Here is a 17,616-nt window from a genome sequence, read left to right as displayed (position 1 = left end):
CGCAGCACAGTAGGTTTAAATTCTTAAAGGAGGGTTGCTCCTTGATGGACGTTAACAACTTCGAGTTTATGAAAATCGGCTTGGCATCACCCGATAAAATTCGCTCTTGGTCCCGTGGGGAAGTAAAGAAGCCGGAAACGATTAACTACAGAACCTTAAAGCCTGAGAAAGAAGGTCTTTTCTGTGAAAAGATCTTCGGGCCAACGAAAGATTGGGAATGTCATTGCGGTAAATACAAACGCGTTCGTTACAAAGGCGTTGTTTGTGATCGCTGTGGTGTTGAAGTAACTCGCCAAAAAGTTCGTCGTGAACGTATGGGTCACATTGAGCTCGCTGCTCCTGTATCTCACATTTGGTACTTTAAAGGTATCCCAAGCCGCATGGGCCTTGCGCTGGATATGTCTCCAAGATCTTTGGAGGAAATCATCTATTTCGCTTCCTATGTGGTAACAGATCCAGGGGATACACCTTTGGAGAAGAAACAGCTCTTGTCCGAAAAGGAATATCGTAGCTATCGTGAAAAATACGGCTACGCATTTCAAGCAGGTATGGGTGCTGAAGCAGTCAAAAAGCTGCTAATCGACATCGACATCGAGCGCGAAGTGGATACGTTGAAAGAAGAGCTTAAAACAGCTCAAGGACAACGTCGTAACCGTGCGATCAAGCGTTTGGAAGTTATGGAAGCATTCCGCAATTCCAAGAACTTGCCAGGCTGGATGGTACTGGACGTGCTTCCTGTCATACCGCCTGAGCTTCGTCCGATGGTACAATTGGACGGCGGCCGCTTCGCGACCTCCGATTTGAATGACTTGTACCGCCGTGTAATCAATCGTAACAACCGTTTGAAAAGATTGCTCGATCTGGGCGCACCAGATATTATCGTGCAAAATGAAAAACGGATGCTTCAAGAAGCGGTTGATGCGCTGATTGACAATGGTCGCCGTGGGCGTCCTGTAACAGGACCAGGTAACCGTCCTTTGAAATCTCTCAGCCATATGCTGAAAGGTAAACAAGGTCGTTTCCGTCAAAACTTGCTCGGTAAACGTGTTGACTATTCCGGTCGTTCAGTTATCGTCGTAGGTCCTAACCTGAAGATGTACCAATGTGGTCTTCCGAAGGAAATGGCACTTGAATTGTTCAAGCCTTTCGTAATGAAGGAGCTTGTGAATAAAGGTTTGGCTCATAACATCAAGAGTGCGAAGCGTAAAGTTGAGCGCGTTAGCCCAGATGTTTGGGATGTTCTCGAAGAAGTCATTAAGGAGCATCCGGTTCTTCTGAACCGTGCCCCTACGCTGCATAGACTCGGGATTCAGGCGTTCGAACCGATTCTTGTTGAGGGTCGTGCCATTAAACTTCACCCGCTCGTATGTACAGCCTACAACGCTGACTTCGACGGTGACCAAATGGCCGTGCACGTGCCATTGTCCTCTGAAGCGCAAGCAGAAGCGCGTTTGTTGATGCTAGCCGCGGGTAACATTTTGAACCCGAAAGACGGTAAGCCGGTTGTTACGCCTTCACAGGATATGGTTCTGGGAAGTTTCTATTTAACAACGGATAATAAATTTGCTAAAGGTGCCGGAGCTATTATTAGAACCGTACACGAAGCAGTTTCTTCTTACCAATCTGGTAAATCAGCACTGCATGCTCGGGTTGCGATACCTGCAAGTGCATTGAATAAAACAAGCTTTACTGAAAAGCAACAAAACGCGTTCCTGATTACAACAATTGGTAAAATCATTTTCAATGAGATTTACCCTAGCGACTTTCCGTTCATTAACGAACCGACGAAGACGAACTTGTTGAACGGAATACCGGATTCTCACTTCGTCTTTGAAAAGGGCGCAGATTTAAGAGCCATTATGCTGGAACGTGATGAGAATAAAGCAGTTGGTAAAGAATACTTAGGCTCGATTATTGCAGAGTGTTTCCGTAAATACCACACAACGCAAACATCGATTATTCTTGATAAAATCAAAGAACTTGGCTTCACGTACTCGACAAAAGCGGGTATTACTGTTGCGGTTTCTGACGTTGTAGTTCCAACTGAGAAAGAAGGCATTCTCAAAGAGTGCGAAGAGAAAGTACGCGTTGTTACGAACCAATATCGCCGCGGCTTGATCACGGATGAAGAACGTTATGACCGTGTTATTGCGATTTGGAGTAAAGCGAAGGATGAAATCACGGAAATTTTGATGAAGTCCCTTGATAAATACAACTCCATTAGCATGATGGTTGAGTCCAAAGCACGGGGTAACAAATCTCAGATTACACAGCTTGGCGGTATGCGGGGGCTGATGGCTAACCCATCCGGTAAAATTATGGAGTTGCCGATCAAATCCAATTTCCGTGAAGGTTTGACGATTTTGGAATACTTTATTTCGACGCATGGTGCGCGTAAAGGTCTTGCCGATACAGCACTTCGAACTGCTGACTCCGGTTATTTGACTCGACGTCTCGTTGACGTTGCACAAGATGTCATTGTCCGTGATGAAGATTGCGGTACAGATAAAGGCTTTATGGTTAGCAAAATTCAAGATGGTAAAGAGGTTATTGAAGATCTCTACGACCGTATTGAAGGGCGCTACGCATTTGAAACATTGCGTAACCCTAAGACAGGTGAAATCCTTGTTCAACGAAATGAACTGATTGAATCCGGCATCGCTGATGCTATCATAGAAGCTGGTATTGAGAGACTGCAAATTCGTTCCGTCTTGAGCTGCCGTTCCCATCATGGCGTTTGTAAAAAATGTTATGGGCGTAACTTGGCTACAGGGCAGTTCGTTGAAATTGGGGAAGCTGTAGGGATTATTGCTGCACAATCGATTGGTGAACCAGGCACACAGCTGACGATGCGTACGTTCCATACCGGTGGTGTTGCTGGAGATGATATTACTCAAGGTTTGCCGCGTATTCAGGAGCTTTTTGAGGCTCGTAATCCGAAAGGGCAGGCCATCATTTCCGAAATCGATGGCGTAGTTAAAGAAATTCGCGAAGCTAAGGATCGCCGTGAAATTGAAGTTCAAGGTGAAGCGGAATCCAAAGTCTACGCTGTTCCTTACGGCTCTCGTGTTCGTGCAACTGTGAATCAGCACATAGAAGCTGGTGACGAGTTGACGGATGGATCTATCGATCCAAAAGAAATGCTGCGTATTAAAGGCATTCGCGGCGTGCAGAACTATATTCTGCAAGAGGTACAACGCGTATATCGTAACCAAGGGGTAGAAATTAACGATAAACATATCGAAGTTATGGTTCGTCAAATGCTTCGCAAAATTCGTATCGTTGATGCTGGGGATACAACATTGCTGCCAGGTTCCTTTGTTGATATTCATGAATATGAAGAAGCAAACAAAGTAGCTCTGTTTGCAGGTAATGAGCCTGCGGTCGCAAGACCGATCTTGTTAGGTATCACGAAAGCTTCCCTAGAGACAGATTCCTTCCTATCTGCCGCTTCCTTCCAAGAGACGACTCGTGTCTTGACAGACGCAGCGATTAAAGGTAAAGTCGACCAATTGCTCGGCCTGAAGGAAAATGTAATTATCGGTAAACTGATTCCTGCTGGTACAGGTATGCCTCGTTACCGTAACATCCGTATTACAGATCCGAATGCAGAATTGGTAGCAGATGAAGATGTAGAAAAAGAGACGGTTGCTGTCGAATAATGAATAAATAAGTCGTACGGGAAAGCCTCATTCGAATAATGAGTGCTTTCCCGTTCACTTGTTTTATGAATTTTTGATGAAGTGAAAGTAATTTCTTGACACTGCAAATTCAAAATGCTAATATATCGTAGTGTGCCTAAGAAACTATCTTACCTGTGCTTTGGAGGAAGAGCTTTATGTCTTATGATAAAGTCAAACAGGCGAAGGACATTAGTATAGGCACGAAGAAAGTTACAAAGATGGTAGAGCAAGGTAAGGCAGCTGAAGTTATTGTTGCCAAAGATGCAGATCCGCGATTGACGATAAAACTGGTTAGCCTCTGTAATAAGATGGATATACCTGTAACCTACGTTGATTCTATGAAGATGCTAGGTAAAGCATGTGGAATTGAAGTTGGAGCTGCGGTAGCAGCTGTTGTAAATGAATAAACTCAAAACTGTTTTTGTTAGTGGACAAAGTTGCGTGAGTTATTACAAACTTGGCATACGTCTGTGGCAAAGACTTTTCATTTGCTCATTTACGACTCGCCTGGATCTGTGGGCTTGCAAGAAGATTTAAGCGTTATGAATGTAGGAAGGAGGTGGCGATATGCCAACAATTAACCAACTAGTACGTAAAGGTCGTCAAGCGAAGGTGGAGAAGTCTAAATCACCAGCTTTACAAAAAGGATTTAATGCTTTGAAAAGAGAGTCAACGGAATTGAGTGCTCCTCAAAAACGTGGTGTCTGCACCCGTGTAGGTACTATGACTCCTAAGAAGCCAAACTCCGCACTTCGTAAATATGCACGTGTTCGTTTAACGAATCGCGTAGAGGTGACAGCTTACATTCCAGGTATCGGTCACAACCTGCAAGAACACAGTGTTGTATTGATTCGTGGAGGTAGAATTAAAGATCTTCCAGGGGTACGTTATCACATCGTGCGTGGCGCGCTGGATACTTCCGGTGTTAACAACCGTAAGCAATCCCGTTCCAAATACGGTACGAAACGTCCGAAAGTTAAAAAATAAGAAATTGCCAATAGGCATCATTCTTTAAAGAAAGGGGGATAACTATGCCTCGTAAAGGTCCAGTTACTCGCAGAGACGTATTGCCAGATCCGATTTACAATAGCAAACTTGTTACTCGTCTTATCAATCGCATCATGATTGATGGAAAAAGAGGGGTTGCACAGACCATCCTATACAACGCTTTTAACCTCATTCAAGAACGTACAGGTAAAGAGCCGATGGAAGTGTTCGAAGCTGCAATCAAAAACATTATGCCAGTACTAGAAGTTAAAGCTCGCCGCGTAGGTGGAGCTAACTATCAAGTGCCTATCGAAGTAAGACCTGATCGTCGTTCGACATTAGGTTTGCGTTGGTTGGTCAACTACTCCCGTCTTCGCGGTGAGAAGACGATGGAAGAAAGATTGGCTTATGAAATTATCGATGCTAGCAATAGCACGGGTTCTTCTGTTAAGAAACGTGAAGATACTCATAAAATGGCTGAAGCAAACAAAGCGTTTGCACACTACCGTTTCTAGGATATTGATTCAAATAGAGAAAGGAGAAATAACGACCTATGGCTAGAGAGTTCTCCTTAAAAAACACACGCAATATCGGGATTATGGCGCATATTGATGCTGGTAAGACTACGACTACTGAGCGCATCCTGTACTACACAGGTAAAGTTCACAAAATCGGAGAAGTGCACGAAGGTGCAGCTACGATGGACTGGATGGAGCAAGAGCAAGAGCGCGGAATTACGATTACTTCCGCCGCTACGACTGCGCAATGGGAAGGTCACCGCATCAATATCATCGATACCCCGGGGCACGTTGACTTTACCGTAGAGGTAGAGCGTTCCCTTCGCGTGTTGGATGGAGCAGTTGGCGTATTTAGTGCGAAAGAGGGCGTTGAGCCTCAATCCGAAACAGTTTGGAGACAAGCTGATAAGTACAATGTACCTCGGATCGCATACGTTAACAAAATGGATATTATCGGCGCTGATTTCTTGGGCGTAGTAGATTCCATGCGTCAAAAGCTTGGTGCAAATTCAGTTGCTATTCAACTCCCGATCGGTGCTGAGAATGAATTTAAAGGCATCATCGATTTGGTTGAAGAAGTAGCTTATATGTACAAAGATGATCTTGGTAAGGATATCGAAAAAGTTGAGATTCCTGCAGAGTTCAAGGATCAAGTCGCAGAATTAAGATTGGAACTGATCGAGAAAGTTGCTGAGCTTGATGAAGAGCTCACAATGAAATATCTTGAAGGTGAAGAAATTACTGTTGACGAAATCAAAGCAGCTCTACGTAAAGGTGTCTGTGAAGTGAAAATCTTCCCAGTTATCGTAGGGTCCTCATACAGAAATAAAGGTGTTCAATTGATGTTGGATGCAGTTATTAACTACCTGCCATCCCCTCTTGATGTACCTGACATTAAAGGTGTTCTTGACGATGGTACTGAAGTGGTTCGTAAGTCTGCTGATGATCAACCTTTCTCAGCGCTTGCTTTTAAAATCATGACAGATCCTTTCGTTGGTCGTCTTACGTTCTTCCGTGTTTACTCTGGTACCTTGAACTCCGGTTCCTATGTCGTTAACGCGACTAAAGGGAAACGTGAGCGCGTTGGTCGTATCCTGCAAATGCATGCGAACAGCCGTCAAGAGATCAGCATTGTATACGCTGGTGACATCGCCGCGGCCGTTGGATTGAAAGATACAACGACTGGTGATACACTTTGTGATGAGAAAAATCCAGTTATTCTTGAGAAAATGGTATTCCCTGAACCGGTTATCCAGCTTGCTGTTGAGCCGAAGACGAAAGCCGACCAAGATAAAATGGGCATCGCATTGCAAAAGCTAGCTGAAGAAGATCCTACGTTCCGTGCTTCTACGGATGAAGAAACGGGTCAAACGATCATCGCGGGTATGGGTGAGCTTCACCTTGAGATCCTCGTTGACCGTATGCTTCGTGAGTTCAAAGTAGAAACCAATGTAGGTAAGCCGCAAGTTGCTTATCGCGAGACATTCCGTGCTTCTGCAAAAGTGGAAGGTAAATTCGTACGCCAATCTGGCGGCCGTGGTCAATACGGACATTGTTGGGTTGAATTTGCACCACAAGAAGCTGGTGCAGGATTCTTGTTCGAAAGCAAAGTTGTCGGTGGTGCTATTCCTAGAGAATACATCGCACCTATTCAAGCTGGTATCGAAGAATCCATGAAGAATGGTGTAATCGCAGGATTCCCGCTCGTGGATATCAAAGCTACAGTTGTCGATGGATCTTACCATGATGTTGACTCCAATGAAATGGCGTTCAAAATCGCGGGTTCCATGGCACTTAAAGCAGCTAAAGAAAAATGTAAACCGGTTCTTCTTGAGCCAATCATGAAGGTTGAAGTTACTGTACCAGAAGAGTACATGGGCGATGTTATGGGTGACCTTAACTCCCGTCGTGGACGTATTGAAGGTATGGATAACCGTCATGGAGCACAAATCATCCGTGCTAAGGTGCCTTTGTCCGAAATGTTTGGATATTCCACAACACTTCGTTCAAGAACACAAGGCCGTGGTGTTTATTCCATGGAGCTTTCACATTATGAAGAAGTACCTAAATCCATTGCAGAAGAAATTATTGCTAAGGGTAAAGGCGCTTAATATAAAACTATTAGTCACTCTAAGGAGGAATCGTTTAAAATGGCAAAGGCTAAATTTGAACGTAATAAACCGCATGTTAACATCGGTACTATCGGTCACGTTGACCATGGTAAAACAACTTTGACAGCTGCTATTACAACTGTATTGTCCAAAAGATACGGTGGTGCTGCTGTAGCATTCGACCAAATCGATAAAGCGCCAGAAGAGCGCGAGCGCGGTATCACAATCTCCACAGCTCACGTTGAGTACGAAACACCTAACCGTCACTACGCACACGTTGACTGCCCAGGACATGCTGATTATGTTAAAAACATGATCACTGGTGCTGCTCAAATGGACGGAGCGATTCTGGTTGTATCCGCAGCTGATGGCCCTATGCCACAAACTCGCGAGCACATCCTTCTTTCTCGTCAAGTAGGCGTACCTTACATCGTTGTATTCTTGAACAAATGTGACATGGTTGAAGATGATGAGTTGCTTGAACTAGTTGAGATGGAAGTTCGCGACCTTCTTAACGAGTATGAGTTCCCAGGTGATGATACTCCAATCATCCGCGGCGCAGCTCGTGAAGCTCTTCAAAACCCAGAGGGTGCATGGGCTGATAAAATCATTGAGCTCTTCGAGCAAGTTGATACTTATATCCCAACTCCAGAGCGTCAAACAGACAAACCATTCCTTATGCCTGTTGAGGATGTATTCTCAATCACTGGCCGCGGAACTGTTGCTACAGGCCGTGTAGAGCGTGGAACTGTTAAAGTACAAGAAGAAGTTGAAATCGTTGGTATTGCTGAAGAAACTCGTAAATGCATCGTAACTGGTGTAGAGATGTTCCGCAAATTGCTCGATTCCGCTCAAGCTGGTGACAACATCGGAGCCCTGCTTCGTGGTGTAGACCGTAAAGATATCGAGCGTGGACAAGTTCTTGCGAAACCAGGTTCAGTTAAACCACACACGAACTTTACAGCTCAAATCTACGTATTGACTAAAGAAGAGGGTGGCCGTCACAAGCCTTTCTTCACAGGTTACCGTCCACAGTTTTACTTCCGTACAACTGACGTAACAGGAATCATTTCCCTTCCAGAAGGTACTGAAATGGTTATGCCAGGTGATAACATCACGGTTACAGTTGAACTGATCAACCCAATCGCAATCGAAGAAGGTACACGCTTCGCGATTCGTGAAGGCGGACGTACTGTTGGTGCGGGCGCGGTTGCTACAATTCAAAAGTAATTCTCTATAATAGAAGAAACACTCACCGTTTAGGCGGTGAGTGTTTTTTATAGACAGATGACTAATATTTCGCTTGCAATTCGTTTTGAAATTTTATATAATATTAAACGTTGGTCTGTGACGTTGCGATGATGTGAGAGGTTGCCGACACACCCGGACCCTTTGCCATGGTGAAGGTTGTCGGAGAATTTTCGCGGAGTATGTCCGATAATAAATTGGGCGATAGAAGGAGGGACTTATATGGCAAAGCAAAAAATTCGTATCCGTTTGAAAGCTTATGATCACAGAATCATTGATCAATCAGCTGAGAAAATCGTGGAAACTGCCAAGCGTTCCGGTGCAGGTGTATCCGGTCCGATTCCGCTTCCGACAGAGAAGCAAATCATCACGATTCTTCGTGCGGTGCACAAGTACAAGGATTCGCGTGAGCAATTCGAAATGCGTACGCATAAGCGTCTTATCGATATTGTGAATCCAACACCACAAACAGTTGATGCTTTGATGCGACTAGACTTACCGTCTGGTGTCGACATTGAGATCAAACTGTAAAACAACTATAGAATAAACGTTTAGGAAGGAAATGAGGTGTCAACGATGAAAGGTATCTTAGGAAAAAAACTTGGGATGACACAGTTGTTTACTCCGGAGGGTAATGTAGTACCGGTAACTGTCATTCAAGCGGGACCATGTGTGGTTCTCCAAAAGAAAGATGTGGATAACGATGGTTATGAGTCGATCCAAATCGGTTTTGATGATGTAAAAGCTAGCAGAATCATTAAGCCAGAGCTTGGCCATGCGAAAAAAGCAGGGGCAACACCTAAGCGCTACGTTAAAGAAATTCGCGGCGTTCAGTTGGCTGATTATGAAGTTGGCCAGGAATTGAAGGCAGATCTGTTTGTAGAAGGCGAATTCGTTGATGTAACAGGCACTTCCAAGGGTAAAGGTTTCCAAGGTAATATCAAAAGACATAACCAGTCCAGAGGGCCAATGGCTCACGGTTCCCGTTATCACCGCGGACCAGGTTCCATGGGTTCCATTCAAGCGAACCGTGTACCTAAAGGCAAAAACCTGCCAGGACAAATGGGTAATGAAACTGTGACTTTGCAAAACCTGCAAATCATTAAAGTAGATGCTGAACGCAATGTATTGCTTGTTAAAGGTTCCATTCCTGGTCCTACAAACAGCTATGTTAGCGTGAAATCAGCTGTTAAAAAGTAAGAAAGGAGGAAGACTGATGCCAAAAGTAGCTTTATATAACGTAACAGGTGCTCAGGTAGGCGATATTGAACTATCTGATGTTGTTTTCGGAATCGACCCTCACGTACATGCAATTCATGAAGCTGTTCTTCTGCAGCAAGCTGCTGTTCGTCAAGGTACTCACAAAACAAAAGGTCGTTCTGAAGTACGCGGCGGCGGACGTAAACCTTGGAAGCAAAAAGGTACAGGACGTGCGCGTCAAGGTAGTATTCGTGCTCCGCAATGGAAAGGCGGCGGTACTGTATTTGGACCGACTCCTCGTAGCTATGGTTACAAACTGCCTAGAAAAGTTCGTCGTTTGGCGATTAAATCCGCTTTGTCTTCAAAAGTTATTGCAAATGAATTGATCGTATTGGATCAACTTCAACTGAATGCTCCTAAGACAAAAGAATTCGTGGCCATTTTGAACAACCTGAAAGTAGAAAGAAAGGCACTTGTTGTTGGCGTTGCTAGCGATTCTAATGTTGCTCTTTCCGCTCGTAATATCCCAGGTGTGAAATTTGTTGCTGCTGATGGAATCAATGTTCTGGATGTCATGTTATATGACAAACTGATCATTACGAAGGAAGCTGTACAAAAGGTAGAGGAGGTGCTTGCACAATGAAAAATCCACGCGACATTATCAAGCGCCCGATCATCACTGAGCGTACAAGCGACCTGATGGCTAACAAAAAGTACGTTTTCGAAGTGGAAATTCGCGCTAACAAAACAGAAATCAAACAAGCTATCGAAGCTATTTTCAAAGTGAAAGTTACAAATGTAAACACACTCAGAATGCCAGCTAAGCCTAAACGTTATGGTCGTCACTCTGGTTATACTTCCGAATGGAAGAAAGCGATCGTGTCCCTAAGCGCAGAAAGCAAAGAATTGGAATTTTTTGAAACGGTATAACACATTCTTGAAGTAAGGAGGAAATCAGAGTGCCAATTAAAAAATACAAACCAACCTCCCCGGCTAGACGTGCGATGTCGGTTTCTACTTTTGAAGAAATCACAACATCCACACCAGAGAAATCATTGCTTGCACCATTAAGCAAAAATGCTGGGCGGAATAACCAAGGTAAAATTACGGTTCGTCACCATGGTGGTGGACACAAACGTAAATACCGTATTATCGATTTCAAACGTACCAAAGATGGAATACCAGGACGCGTTGCTACAGTTGAGTACGATCCTAATCGTTCCGCTAACATCGCATTGATTCACTATGCTGATGGTGAGAAAAGATATATTATCGCTCCTAAAGGTCTTAAAGTAGACGATAAAATCGTATCCGGACCACAATCAGATATTAAAGTAGGTAACGCGCTTCCGTTGGAAAACATTCCAGTGGGTACAGTTATCCACAACATTGAGTTGAAACCAGGTAAAGGTGCACAATTGGTTCGCGCTGCTGGAACAGAAGCTCAACTTCTTGGTAAAGAAGAAACTTACGTTACGATTCGCCTTTCATCTGGTGAAGTTCGTAAAGTATTGAAGGTTTGCCGCGCGACAATCGGATCTGTAGGTAACGAAGATCACGAGCTCGTGAAAATCGGTAAAGCTGGACGTAATCGTTGGAAAGGCAATCGTCCTCAAGTTCGTGGGGTTGTTATGAACCCGAATGATCACCCACACGGTGGTGGTGAAGGACGCGCGCCAATCGGACGTAAATCACCTATGTCTCCATGGGGTAAACCTACGCTCGGATACAAAACTCGTAAGAAAAACAAAGCATCCAATAAATACATTGTGCGCCGTCGTACAAAGTAATCTAGGATATATTCTTGAGGTTCAAGGAAGGGAGGAACACCCATGGGTCGCAGCTTAAAGAAAGGTCCATTTATCGATGGATACTTACTGAAAAAAGTAGAAGACTTGAACACGTCTAGTAAGAAAGTTGTTATCAAAACTTGGTCCCGTCGTTCTACAATTTTCCCGCAATTCGTTGGTCACACTTTCGGAGTGTACGATGGAAGAAAACACGTGCCTGTGTTTGTTACTGAAGATATGGTAGGACACAAACTTGGTGAATTCGCACCAACTCGTACTTACAAAGGACACGACGACGATAAGAAAACCGGGAAACGTTAATTGCATTTTTAACCGAGAGGAGGTACTACCATGCAAGCTAAAGCAATTTTGAACCACGCTCGGATTGCTCCTCGTAAAGCAAAGCTAGTCGTTGACTTGATTCGGGGAAAAGCGGTAGGTGAAGCGATTGCGATTCTGCGTCACACACCAAAAGCAGCTTCTCCAATTCTGGAGAAACTTCTGAATTCCGCAATTGCCAATGCAGAGCATAACTATTCGTTAGATCCAAATAAATTAGTGGTCTCTGAGACGTTTGTTAACCAAGGGCCAACAATGAAAAGGTTCCAACAACGTGCAATGGGTCGCGCAAGCGCAATTAGAAAACGTACCAGCCACATTACAATCGTGGTATCTGAAAAATAAGGAGGGATAACGTGTGGGTCAGAAAGTAAACCCGGTAGGCCTTAGAATCGGTATTATTCGCGATTGGGAGTCCAAATGGTTCGCAGAGAAAGATTTCGGAACTCTGCTGCTTGAAGACGTTAAAATCCGTGAATACTTGAAAAATAAATTAAAAGATTCCGCAGTATCCCACATCGATATCGAACGCGCGGCTAACCGTGTGAACGTAACGATTCATACTGCAAAACCAGGTATGGTTATTGGTAAAGGCGGAGCGGAAGTTGAAGTTATTCGCAACTACATCGCGGCATTGTCCAATAAAAAAGTACACATCAACATCTCTGAAATCAAAAACCCAGATCTGGATGCTATTCTTGTAGCAGAAGCTGTTGCTCTTCAATTAGAGCGCCGCGTTTCATTCCGTCGTGCAATGAAACAAGCAATGCAAAGAACAATGAGATCTGGAGCAAAAGGAATTAAAGTTGCGACTAGCGGACGTCTTGGCGGTGCTGAGATTGCTCGTACGGAAGGATATAGCGAAGGAACAGTTCCACTTCATACTCTTCGTGCGGATATCGACTATGGTACTGCTGAAGCAGCGACCACATATGGCCGTATCGGTGTGAAAGTATGGATTTACCGTGGAGAAGTGCTTCCGCCAGCTAAGAAAAAGGCTCAGCCGGAAGGAGGAAATTAAATCATGTTAGTACCTAAACGTGTAAAACACCGTAAAGAACACCGCGGTAGCATGAAGGGTCGCGCTAAAGGCGGAACGGAAGTAGCTTTTGGCGAATATGGTCTGCAAGCGATGGAACCGGCTTGGGTAACCAACCGTCAAATCGAAGCTGCTCGTATTGCCATGACACGTTATATCAAACGTGGTGGTAAAGTTTGGATTAAAATTTTCCCAGCTAAACCAGTTACTCAAAAACCGCTTGAAGTTCGTATGGGTAGTGGTAAAGGTAACGTGGAGAAATGGGTTTCCGTAGTAAAACCGGGCAAAATTTTGTTTGAACTTGCTGGTGTAAGTGAAGAAGTTGCTCGCGAAGCGATGCGTCTTGCTGCACATAAGCTTCCAATCAAAACGAAGTTCGTGAAAAGAGACGAAGTAGGCGGTGAAGTAAATGAAGGGTAGTGAATTCCGGAACTTAACCACTGCTGAGATCGAGCAAAAAGTAAATGGTTTTAAAGAAGAACTCTTTAACCTCCGTTTTCAACTAGCTACCGGTCAATTGGACAACCCGACTCAAATCCGCGATTTGCGTAAAGAGATCGCTCGTGCCAAGACAATTTTGCGTGAAAGAGAATTGGGGATTGGGTAACCAAATCTAGAAGGGAGGGTTCCTTAGATGACTGAACGCAATGAGCGTAAAGTGCAGGTTGGTAAAGTGGTCAGTGACAAAATGGATAAAACCATCGTAGTTGCTGTAGAAACTTACAAAAAACATGATCTCTACCATAAGAGAATCAAATATACGAAAAAATTCAAGGCTCATGATGAAAACAATCAAGCCAAAATTGGTGATACTGTTAAAATCGCAGAAACTAGACCGTTGTCCAAAGATAAAAGTTGGAGACTCGTTGAAATCGTAGAAGTAGCAGTAGTTATCTAACAAATCTAGACATGAACCCCGAAAGGAGTGAATACGATGATTCAACCATTTACACGTTTGACCGTCGCTGACAATTCAGGCGCTAAACAATTAATGTGTATCCGCGTTTTGGGTGGTACAGGTCGTCGCGTAGGTCACATTGGTGATTTAATCGTCTGTTCAGTAAAAGAAGCAACACCAGGTGGCGTTGTCAAAAAGGGTGACGTTGTTAAAGCAGTTATCGTTCGTACTAAGAGCGGTGCTCGCCGTAAAGATGGATCTTACATCGCTTTTGATGAAAATGCTGCTGTAATCGTAAAAGAAGATAAAAGTCCACGCGGTACGCGTATCTTTGGACCAGTAGCTCGTGAGCTGCGTGATAGAGATTTCATGAAAATCGTATCCTTGGCTCCAGAAGTTATCTAATAGAGCGTTGAAGTATGTTTTCAGGAGGTGTAGAAGACAATGCCAAGAACCAAAAAGAGACTCGAGTCTCATAACAATAAACTGCACGTGAAAAAAGATGATACAGTTTTTGTAATCACGGGTAAGGACAAAGGTAAAAAAGGTCGCGTAATCGCTGCTTACCCTCGTCAAAACCGTGTACTTGTTGAAGGTGTGAACATGGTCAAAAAACATGCGAAGCCGTCCCAACAAAACCCACAAGGCGGTATCCTGAATCAAGAAGCAGCCATTCATGTTTCTAACGTGATGCTGATTGATCCTAAGAGTGGCAAGCCTACTCGCGTAGGTTACAAAGTATTAGATAACGGAACAAAAGTTCGCGTAGCGAAAAAATCCGGTGAAGTCATCGACTAATACAATTAACATGGAAAGGAGGCAACTCAAACATGTCAACAAGAATGAAAGATCGGTTCTTGAATGAAATCACACCAGCTTTAATTCAAAAGTTTAACTACACAACAGTGATGCAAGTACCTAAAATCGAGAAAATCGTTATCAACATGGGTGTTGGTGAAGCTGTTTCGAACTCTAAGGTTCTAGATGCTGCTGTTGAAGATCTTCAAAAAATCTCTGGTCAAAAACCGGTTGTTACAAAATCCAAAAAATCAATCGCGGGTTTCAAACTTCGTGAAAATATGCCTATCGGAGCGAAAGTAACACTTCGCGGCGAGCGTATGTACTATTTCTTGGATAAACTCTTCAACGTAACACTTCCGCGTGTACGTGACTTCCGTGGTATTTCCAATAAAGCCTTTGACGGTCGTGGAAATTACACATTGGGATTGAAAGAGCAATTGATTTTCCCGGAAATCGAGTATGATAAAATTGATAAAGTTCGTGGTATGGACATCGTTATCGTAACAACGGCTAAGTCCGACGAAGAAGCTCGCGAGCTTTTAACACAACTCGGAGCGCCTTTCGTTAAATAAGTTGGCGAGCCGTACCTACCTCAGGAGGTGGAATATTAAGTGGCAAAAACTTCGATGAAAATCAAGCAACAACGTGCTCCGAAGTTTAAAGTTCAAGCATATACACGTTGCGAACGCTGTGGTCGTCCGCATTCGGTACTACGCAAGTTCAAAATTTGCAGAATTTGTTTCCGCGAATTAGCACATAAAGGTCAGATTCCAGGTGTTAGAAAAGCAAGCTGGTAATCACCCTATTTTCGGGAAGGAGGTTTACACAAATGGTCATGTCAGATCCAATTGCAGATATGCTAACACGCATTCGTAATGCGAACATCGTACGTCATGAAACAGTTGAAATTCCTGCATCTAAAGTGAAAAGGGAAATCGCTGAAATCCTCAAAAAAGAAGGATTTATCCGTGACGCTGAATACGTTGAAGATAGCAAACAAGGTATCATTCGTTTGTTCCTGAAATACGGTTCAAACAATGAACGTGTTATCTCCGGTTTGAAAAGAATTTCCAAACCAGGTCTGCGCGTTTATACAAAATCACAAGAAATCCCTCGTGTTCTGGGCGGATTAGGGATTGCCATCATCTCCACTTCAAGCGGAGTAATGACGGATAAAGATGCTCGTCAATCCAAAGCTGGCGGAGAGGTTATCTGCTACGTTTGGTAATACAATTGTAATTGAATGGAGGTGCAAACATGTCTCGTATTGGTCGTAAGCCGATCACCATACCAAGTGGTGTCAATGTAACACTGGACAATACCGTTATCACAGTTAAAGGACCTAAAGGTACTTTATCTCGTGTACTTCATAAAGATATGAAAGTCAACGTTGTCGAGAACGAGATTTCCGTTGAGCGCCCTTCCGACAACAAACTTCACCGTTCCCTGCATGGTACAACACGTTCTGTTGTTGCCAACATGGTTAGCGGTGTAACGGAAGGCTTCTCGAAATCTTTGGATCTAGTTGGCGTAGGTTACCGTGCCAACAAAACAGGCGACAAACTGGTTCTTAACGTTGGGTACTCCCATCCCGTTGAAATCAATCCTGAGAGTGGTATTGAGTTTGAAGTTCCTTCAAACACTAAAATTATCGTTAAAGGTATTGATAAAGAGCTAGTAGGTGCTACTGCTGCTAAAGTTCGCGCAGTACGTGAACCAGAACCTTATAAAGGTAAAGGTATCAAGTATGAAGGCGAACGCATCCTTCGTAAAGAAGGTAAAGCTGGTAAGAAAAAGTAAGTTAGATAGATCGCGGGTAAGAGCTAAATGTTTTCTGATGAAAACTAGCTTCGTAAACATAAGCCTCGCATCATAAGTTGATGAAAGGAGTGTAAGTATAAATGATTACAAAAAGCGATAAAAACAAAGCCCGTTTGAAAAGACATCTTCGTGTTCGCAAGAAAATTGAAGGTACAACAGCGCGTCCGCGTTTGAACATCTTCCGTTCTTCCAAACACATGTACGCTCAATTAATCGATGATACGACTGGCGTCACTGTTGTGTCCGCTTCTACTCAAGACAAAGATCTGAAAGCAGAAGTTAACAACGGCGGTAACGTAGAAGCTGCTCGTAAAGTCGGTGAACTGATCGCAAAACGTGCGAAAGAAAAAGGTGTAGACAAAGTGGTTTTTGACCGCGGCGGATACCTTTACCATGGACGTGTTCAAGCATTAGCTGATGCAGCACGTGAAGCAGGTTTAGAATTCTAGGAAAAACATATATAAGGAGGTAAAAGACTTGCGTGTAGATCCGAATACTTTAGAGCTTACTGAAAAAGTTGTTAACATTAACCGCGTAGCTAAAGTAGTAAAAGGCGGACGTCGTTTCAGCTTCAGCGCACTTGTTGTCGTAGGCGATGGCAATGGCTGGGTTGGTGCAGGAATCGGTAAAGCATCCGAAGTTCCTGACGCGATTCGCAAAGGCATTGAAGATGCGAAAAAGAACTTGATTCATGTTCCAATCGTAGGCACATCCATTCCTCACCTTGTCACTGGCCGCTTTGGCGCAGGCCGCGTTCTGCTCAAGCCAGCTTCCCAAGGTACTGGAGTTATCGCGGGTGGACCGGTTCGTGCGGTTCTTGAACTTGCCGGAATCGGCGACATTTTGACCAAATCCCTTGGCTCTTCCAACTCCATGAACATGGTTAACGCAACGCTTGAAGGCTTAAGCCGTTTGAAAAAAGCGGAAGAAGTTGCAAAGCTTCGTGGAAAAACAGTTCAAGAGCTATTAGGTTAGGAGGGGTAAACATGGCGAAACAATTACAAATTACCCTAAAACGCAGCCTGATTGGCCGTCCTGAAACTCAGCGTGTAACTGTGAAAACTTTAGGTCTGCGCAAGCTGCACCAAACAGTTGTTCATCAAGACAACGCTGCTATCAGAGGCATGGTTAATCAAGTTAGTCACTTGGTAGAAGTTAAAGAAATCGAAGCATAGAAGTAA

Annotated in this window: 26 protein-coding genes; all 26 read left to right on the top strand. The window is 43.9% G+C overall.

Annotated elements, in window-relative coordinates; translation table 11 throughout:
- The first annotated feature begins 41 nt into the window (after positions 1 to 41).
- Positions 42 to 3,662 (top strand): DNA-directed RNA polymerase subunit beta', encoded by a 3,621-nt coding sequence (gene rpoC / locus ABRS97_RS26340; RefSeq protein ID WP_367818947.1) that lies wholly within the window; start codon positions 42 to 44, stop codon positions 3,660 to 3,662.
- A 176-nt stretch (positions 3,663 to 3,838) separates the two neighbouring features.
- A complete protein-coding gene (locus ABRS97_RS26335; protein ID WP_367818945.1) occupies positions 3,839 to 4,090 on the top strand; it encodes a ribosomal L7Ae/L30e/S12e/Gadd45 family protein in 252 nt (83 codons plus the stop codon).
- Between the two features lie 160 nt (positions 4,091 to 4,250).
- Positions 4,251 to 4,670, top strand: coding sequence for a 30S ribosomal protein S12 (gene rpsL, locus ABRS97_RS26330; protein ID WP_367818944.1), 420 nt, complete (start codon positions 4,251 to 4,253; stop codon positions 4,668 to 4,670).
- Between the two features lie 44 nt (positions 4,671 to 4,714).
- Positions 4,715 to 5,185, top strand: coding sequence for a 30S ribosomal protein S7 (gene rpsG, locus ABRS97_RS26325; RefSeq protein WP_367818942.1), 471 nt, complete (start codon positions 4,715 to 4,717; stop codon positions 5,183 to 5,185).
- Between the two features lie 38 nt (positions 5,186 to 5,223).
- Positions 5,224 to 7,299: an elongation factor G gene (gene fusA, locus ABRS97_RS26320; RefSeq protein WP_367818940.1), complete on the top strand. Its 2,076-nt coding sequence runs from the start codon at positions 5,224 to 5,226 to the stop codon at positions 7,297 to 7,299.
- A gap of 39 nt (positions 7,300 to 7,338) precedes the next feature.
- Positions 7,339 to 8,529, top strand: a complete 1,191-nt coding sequence (gene tuf / locus ABRS97_RS26315) for an elongation factor Tu (RefSeq protein WP_367818938.1) — start codon at positions 7,339 to 7,341, stop codon at positions 8,527 to 8,529.
- A 240-nt stretch (positions 8,530 to 8,769) separates the two neighbouring features.
- The gene (gene rpsJ, locus ABRS97_RS26310) at positions 8,770 to 9,078 is read left to right on the top strand and encodes a 30S ribosomal protein S10 (protein ID WP_028557496.1); all 309 of its coding nucleotides are present in this window, start codon (positions 8,770 to 8,772) and stop codon (positions 9,076 to 9,078) included.
- A 45-nt stretch (positions 9,079 to 9,123) separates the two neighbouring features.
- Complete coding sequence (gene rplC, locus ABRS97_RS26305; RefSeq protein ID WP_367818936.1) at positions 9,124 to 9,747, top strand: 50S ribosomal protein L3; 624 nt, start codon at positions 9,124 to 9,126, stop codon at positions 9,745 to 9,747.
- Between the two features lie 16 nt (positions 9,748 to 9,763).
- Positions 9,764 to 10,390, top strand: coding sequence for a 50S ribosomal protein L4 (rplD, locus tag ABRS97_RS26300; RefSeq protein WP_367818935.1), 627 nt, complete (start codon positions 9,764 to 9,766; stop codon positions 10,388 to 10,390).
- Positions 10,387 to 10,677: a 50S ribosomal protein L23 gene (rplW, locus tag ABRS97_RS26295; RefSeq protein ID WP_367818934.1), complete on the top strand. Its 291-nt coding sequence runs from the start codon at positions 10,387 to 10,389 to the stop codon at positions 10,675 to 10,677. Before rplD ends, rplW begins: the two co-directional genes overlap by 4 nt.
- Before the next feature lie 29 nt (positions 10,678 to 10,706).
- Positions 10,707 to 11,537 (top strand): 50S ribosomal protein L2, encoded by an 831-nt coding sequence (gene rplB, locus ABRS97_RS26290; protein ID WP_367818933.1) that lies wholly within the window; start codon positions 10,707 to 10,709, stop codon positions 11,535 to 11,537.
- A gap of 42 nt (positions 11,538 to 11,579) precedes the next feature.
- Positions 11,580 to 11,858, top strand: coding sequence for a 30S ribosomal protein S19 (gene rpsS, locus ABRS97_RS26285; RefSeq protein WP_367818932.1), 279 nt, complete (start codon positions 11,580 to 11,582; stop codon positions 11,856 to 11,858).
- 30 nt (positions 11,859 to 11,888) lie between these two features.
- A complete protein-coding gene (gene rplV / locus ABRS97_RS26280; RefSeq protein WP_314799769.1) occupies positions 11,889 to 12,221 on the top strand; it encodes a 50S ribosomal protein L22 in 333 nt (110 codons plus the stop codon).
- Between the two features lie 13 nt (positions 12,222 to 12,234).
- Complete coding sequence (rpsC, locus tag ABRS97_RS26275; protein ID WP_367818931.1) at positions 12,235 to 12,897, top strand: 30S ribosomal protein S3; 663 nt, start codon at positions 12,235 to 12,237, stop codon at positions 12,895 to 12,897.
- A gap of 3 nt (positions 12,898 to 12,900) precedes the next feature.
- Positions 12,901 to 13,335, top strand: a complete 435-nt coding sequence (gene rplP / locus ABRS97_RS26270) for a 50S ribosomal protein L16 (protein ID WP_367818930.1) — start codon at positions 12,901 to 12,903, stop codon at positions 13,333 to 13,335.
- Positions 13,325 to 13,522 carry a 50S ribosomal protein L29 gene (gene rpmC, locus ABRS97_RS26265; RefSeq protein ID WP_028557487.1) on the top strand — a complete coding sequence of 66 codons (198 nt, stop codon included), beginning with the start codon at positions 13,325 to 13,327 and terminating at the stop codon, positions 13,520 to 13,522. The genes rplP and rpmC overlap by 11 nt, the downstream gene beginning before the upstream one ends.
- A gap of 27 nt (positions 13,523 to 13,549) precedes the next feature.
- On the top strand, positions 13,550 to 13,813 hold the full coding sequence (gene rpsQ, locus ABRS97_RS26260; RefSeq protein WP_367818929.1) for a 30S ribosomal protein S17: 264 nt from the start codon (positions 13,550 to 13,552) through the stop codon (positions 13,811 to 13,813).
- A 36-nt stretch (positions 13,814 to 13,849) separates the two neighbouring features.
- Positions 13,850 to 14,218, top strand: a complete 369-nt coding sequence (gene rplN / locus ABRS97_RS26255) for a 50S ribosomal protein L14 (RefSeq protein WP_367818927.1) — start codon at positions 13,850 to 13,852, stop codon at positions 14,216 to 14,218.
- A gap of 39 nt (positions 14,219 to 14,257) precedes the next feature.
- Complete coding sequence (gene rplX, locus ABRS97_RS26250) at positions 14,258 to 14,611, top strand: 50S ribosomal protein L24 (RefSeq protein WP_240344311.1); 354 nt, start codon at positions 14,258 to 14,260, stop codon at positions 14,609 to 14,611.
- A gap of 32 nt (positions 14,612 to 14,643) precedes the next feature.
- Positions 14,644 to 15,186 (top strand): 50S ribosomal protein L5, encoded by a 543-nt coding sequence (gene rplE, locus ABRS97_RS26245; RefSeq protein ID WP_367818926.1) that lies wholly within the window; start codon positions 14,644 to 14,646, stop codon positions 15,184 to 15,186.
- A gap of 39 nt (positions 15,187 to 15,225) precedes the next feature.
- Positions 15,226 to 15,411, top strand: coding sequence for a type Z 30S ribosomal protein S14 (locus tag ABRS97_RS26240; protein ID WP_367818924.1), 186 nt, complete (start codon positions 15,226 to 15,228; stop codon positions 15,409 to 15,411).
- Between the two features lie 32 nt (positions 15,412 to 15,443).
- Positions 15,444 to 15,842 carry a 30S ribosomal protein S8 gene (gene rpsH, locus ABRS97_RS26235; protein WP_367818922.1) on the top strand — a complete coding sequence of 133 codons (399 nt, stop codon included), beginning with the start codon at positions 15,444 to 15,446 and terminating at the stop codon, positions 15,840 to 15,842.
- Between the two features lie 29 nt (positions 15,843 to 15,871).
- Positions 15,872 to 16,414, top strand: coding sequence for a 50S ribosomal protein L6 (rplF, locus tag ABRS97_RS26230; RefSeq protein WP_367818920.1), 543 nt, complete (start codon positions 15,872 to 15,874; stop codon positions 16,412 to 16,414).
- Positions 16,415 to 16,515: 101 nt separating this feature from the next.
- On the top strand, positions 16,516 to 16,884 hold the full coding sequence (gene rplR / locus ABRS97_RS26225; RefSeq protein ID WP_367818918.1) for a 50S ribosomal protein L18: 369 nt from the start codon (positions 16,516 to 16,518) through the stop codon (positions 16,882 to 16,884).
- Between the two features lie 28 nt (positions 16,885 to 16,912).
- The gene (gene rpsE, locus ABRS97_RS26220) at positions 16,913 to 17,410 is read left to right on the top strand and encodes a 30S ribosomal protein S5 (RefSeq protein WP_367818917.1); all 498 of its coding nucleotides are present in this window, start codon (positions 16,913 to 16,915) and stop codon (positions 17,408 to 17,410) included.
- Positions 17,411 to 17,421: 11 nt separating this feature from the next.
- Positions 17,422 to 17,610, top strand: a complete 189-nt coding sequence (rpmD, locus tag ABRS97_RS26215; RefSeq protein ID WP_163953700.1) for a 50S ribosomal protein L30 — start codon at positions 17,422 to 17,424, stop codon at positions 17,608 to 17,610.
- The last annotated feature ends 6 nt before the right edge of the window (positions 17,611 to 17,616 follow it).

Origin of the sequence: Paenibacillus tabacirhizosphaerae (assembly GCF_040812395.1) — a bacterium.
Taxonomy (GTDB): Bacteria; Bacillota; Bacilli; order Paenibacillales; family NBRC-103111; genus Paenibacillus_E.
The sequence above is the reverse complement of the archived record's forward strand: the minus strand, read 5'-3'. Positions and strand labels throughout refer to the sequence as shown.

Bases quoted from the DNA above. Each gene is read 5' to 3' on its own strand.
- rplN (WP_367818927.1), top strand. From the start codon at position 13,850: ATGATTCAACCATTTACACGTTTGACCGTCGCTGACAATTCAGGCGCT.
- fusA (WP_367818940.1), top strand. From the start codon at position 5,224: ATGGCTAGAGAGTTCTCCTTAAAAAACACACGCAATATCGGGATTATG.
- rpsL (WP_367818944.1), top strand. From the start codon at position 4,251: ATGCCAACAATTAACCAACTAGTACGTAAAGGTCGTCAAGCGAAGGTG.
- rplC (WP_367818936.1), top strand. From the start codon at position 9,124: ATGAAAGGTATCTTAGGAAAAAAACTTGGGATGACACAGTTGTTTACT.
- rplD (WP_367818935.1), top strand. From the start codon at position 9,764: ATGCCAAAAGTAGCTTTATATAACGTAACAGGTGCTCAGGTAGGCGAT.
- rpsG (WP_367818942.1), top strand. From the start codon at position 4,715: ATGCCTCGTAAAGGTCCAGTTACTCGCAGAGACGTATTGCCAGATCCG.
- rpmD (WP_163953700.1), top strand. From the start codon at position 17,422: ATGGCGAAACAATTACAAATTACCCTAAAACGCAGCCTGATTGGCCGT.
- rplW (WP_367818934.1), top strand. From the start codon at position 10,387: ATGAAAAATCCACGCGACATTATCAAGCGCCCGATCATCACTGAGCGT.
- rplE (WP_367818926.1), top strand. From the start codon at position 14,644: ATGTCAACAAGAATGAAAGATCGGTTCTTGAATGAAATCACACCAGCT.
- rplR (WP_367818918.1), top strand. From the start codon at position 16,516: ATGATTACAAAAAGCGATAAAAACAAAGCCCGTTTGAAAAGACATCTT.
- rplX (WP_240344311.1), top strand. From the start codon at position 14,258: ATGCCAAGAACCAAAAAGAGACTCGAGTCTCATAACAATAAACTGCAC.
- rplF (WP_367818920.1), top strand. From the start codon at position 15,872: ATGTCTCGTATTGGTCGTAAGCCGATCACCATACCAAGTGGTGTCAAT.
- rplP (WP_367818930.1), top strand. From the start codon at position 12,901: ATGTTAGTACCTAAACGTGTAAAACACCGTAAAGAACACCGCGGTAGC.
- tuf (WP_367818938.1), top strand. From the start codon at position 7,339: ATGGCAAAGGCTAAATTTGAACGTAATAAACCGCATGTTAACATCGGT.
- ABRS97_RS26335 (WP_367818945.1), top strand. From the start codon at position 3,839: ATGTCTTATGATAAAGTCAAACAGGCGAAGGACATTAGTATAGGCACG.
- rpsS (WP_367818932.1), top strand. From the start codon at position 11,580: ATGGGTCGCAGCTTAAAGAAAGGTCCATTTATCGATGGATACTTACTG.
- rpsJ (WP_028557496.1), top strand. From the start codon at position 8,770: ATGGCAAAGCAAAAAATTCGTATCCGTTTGAAAGCTTATGATCACAGA.
- rpmC (WP_028557487.1), top strand. From the start codon at position 13,325: ATGAAGGGTAGTGAATTCCGGAACTTAACCACTGCTGAGATCGAGCAA.
- rpsH (WP_367818922.1), top strand. From the start codon at position 15,444: ATGGTCATGTCAGATCCAATTGCAGATATGCTAACACGCATTCGTAAT.
- rplV (WP_314799769.1), top strand. From the start codon at position 11,889: ATGCAAGCTAAAGCAATTTTGAACCACGCTCGGATTGCTCCTCGTAAA.
- rpsQ (WP_367818929.1), top strand. From the start codon at position 13,550: ATGACTGAACGCAATGAGCGTAAAGTGCAGGTTGGTAAAGTGGTCAGT.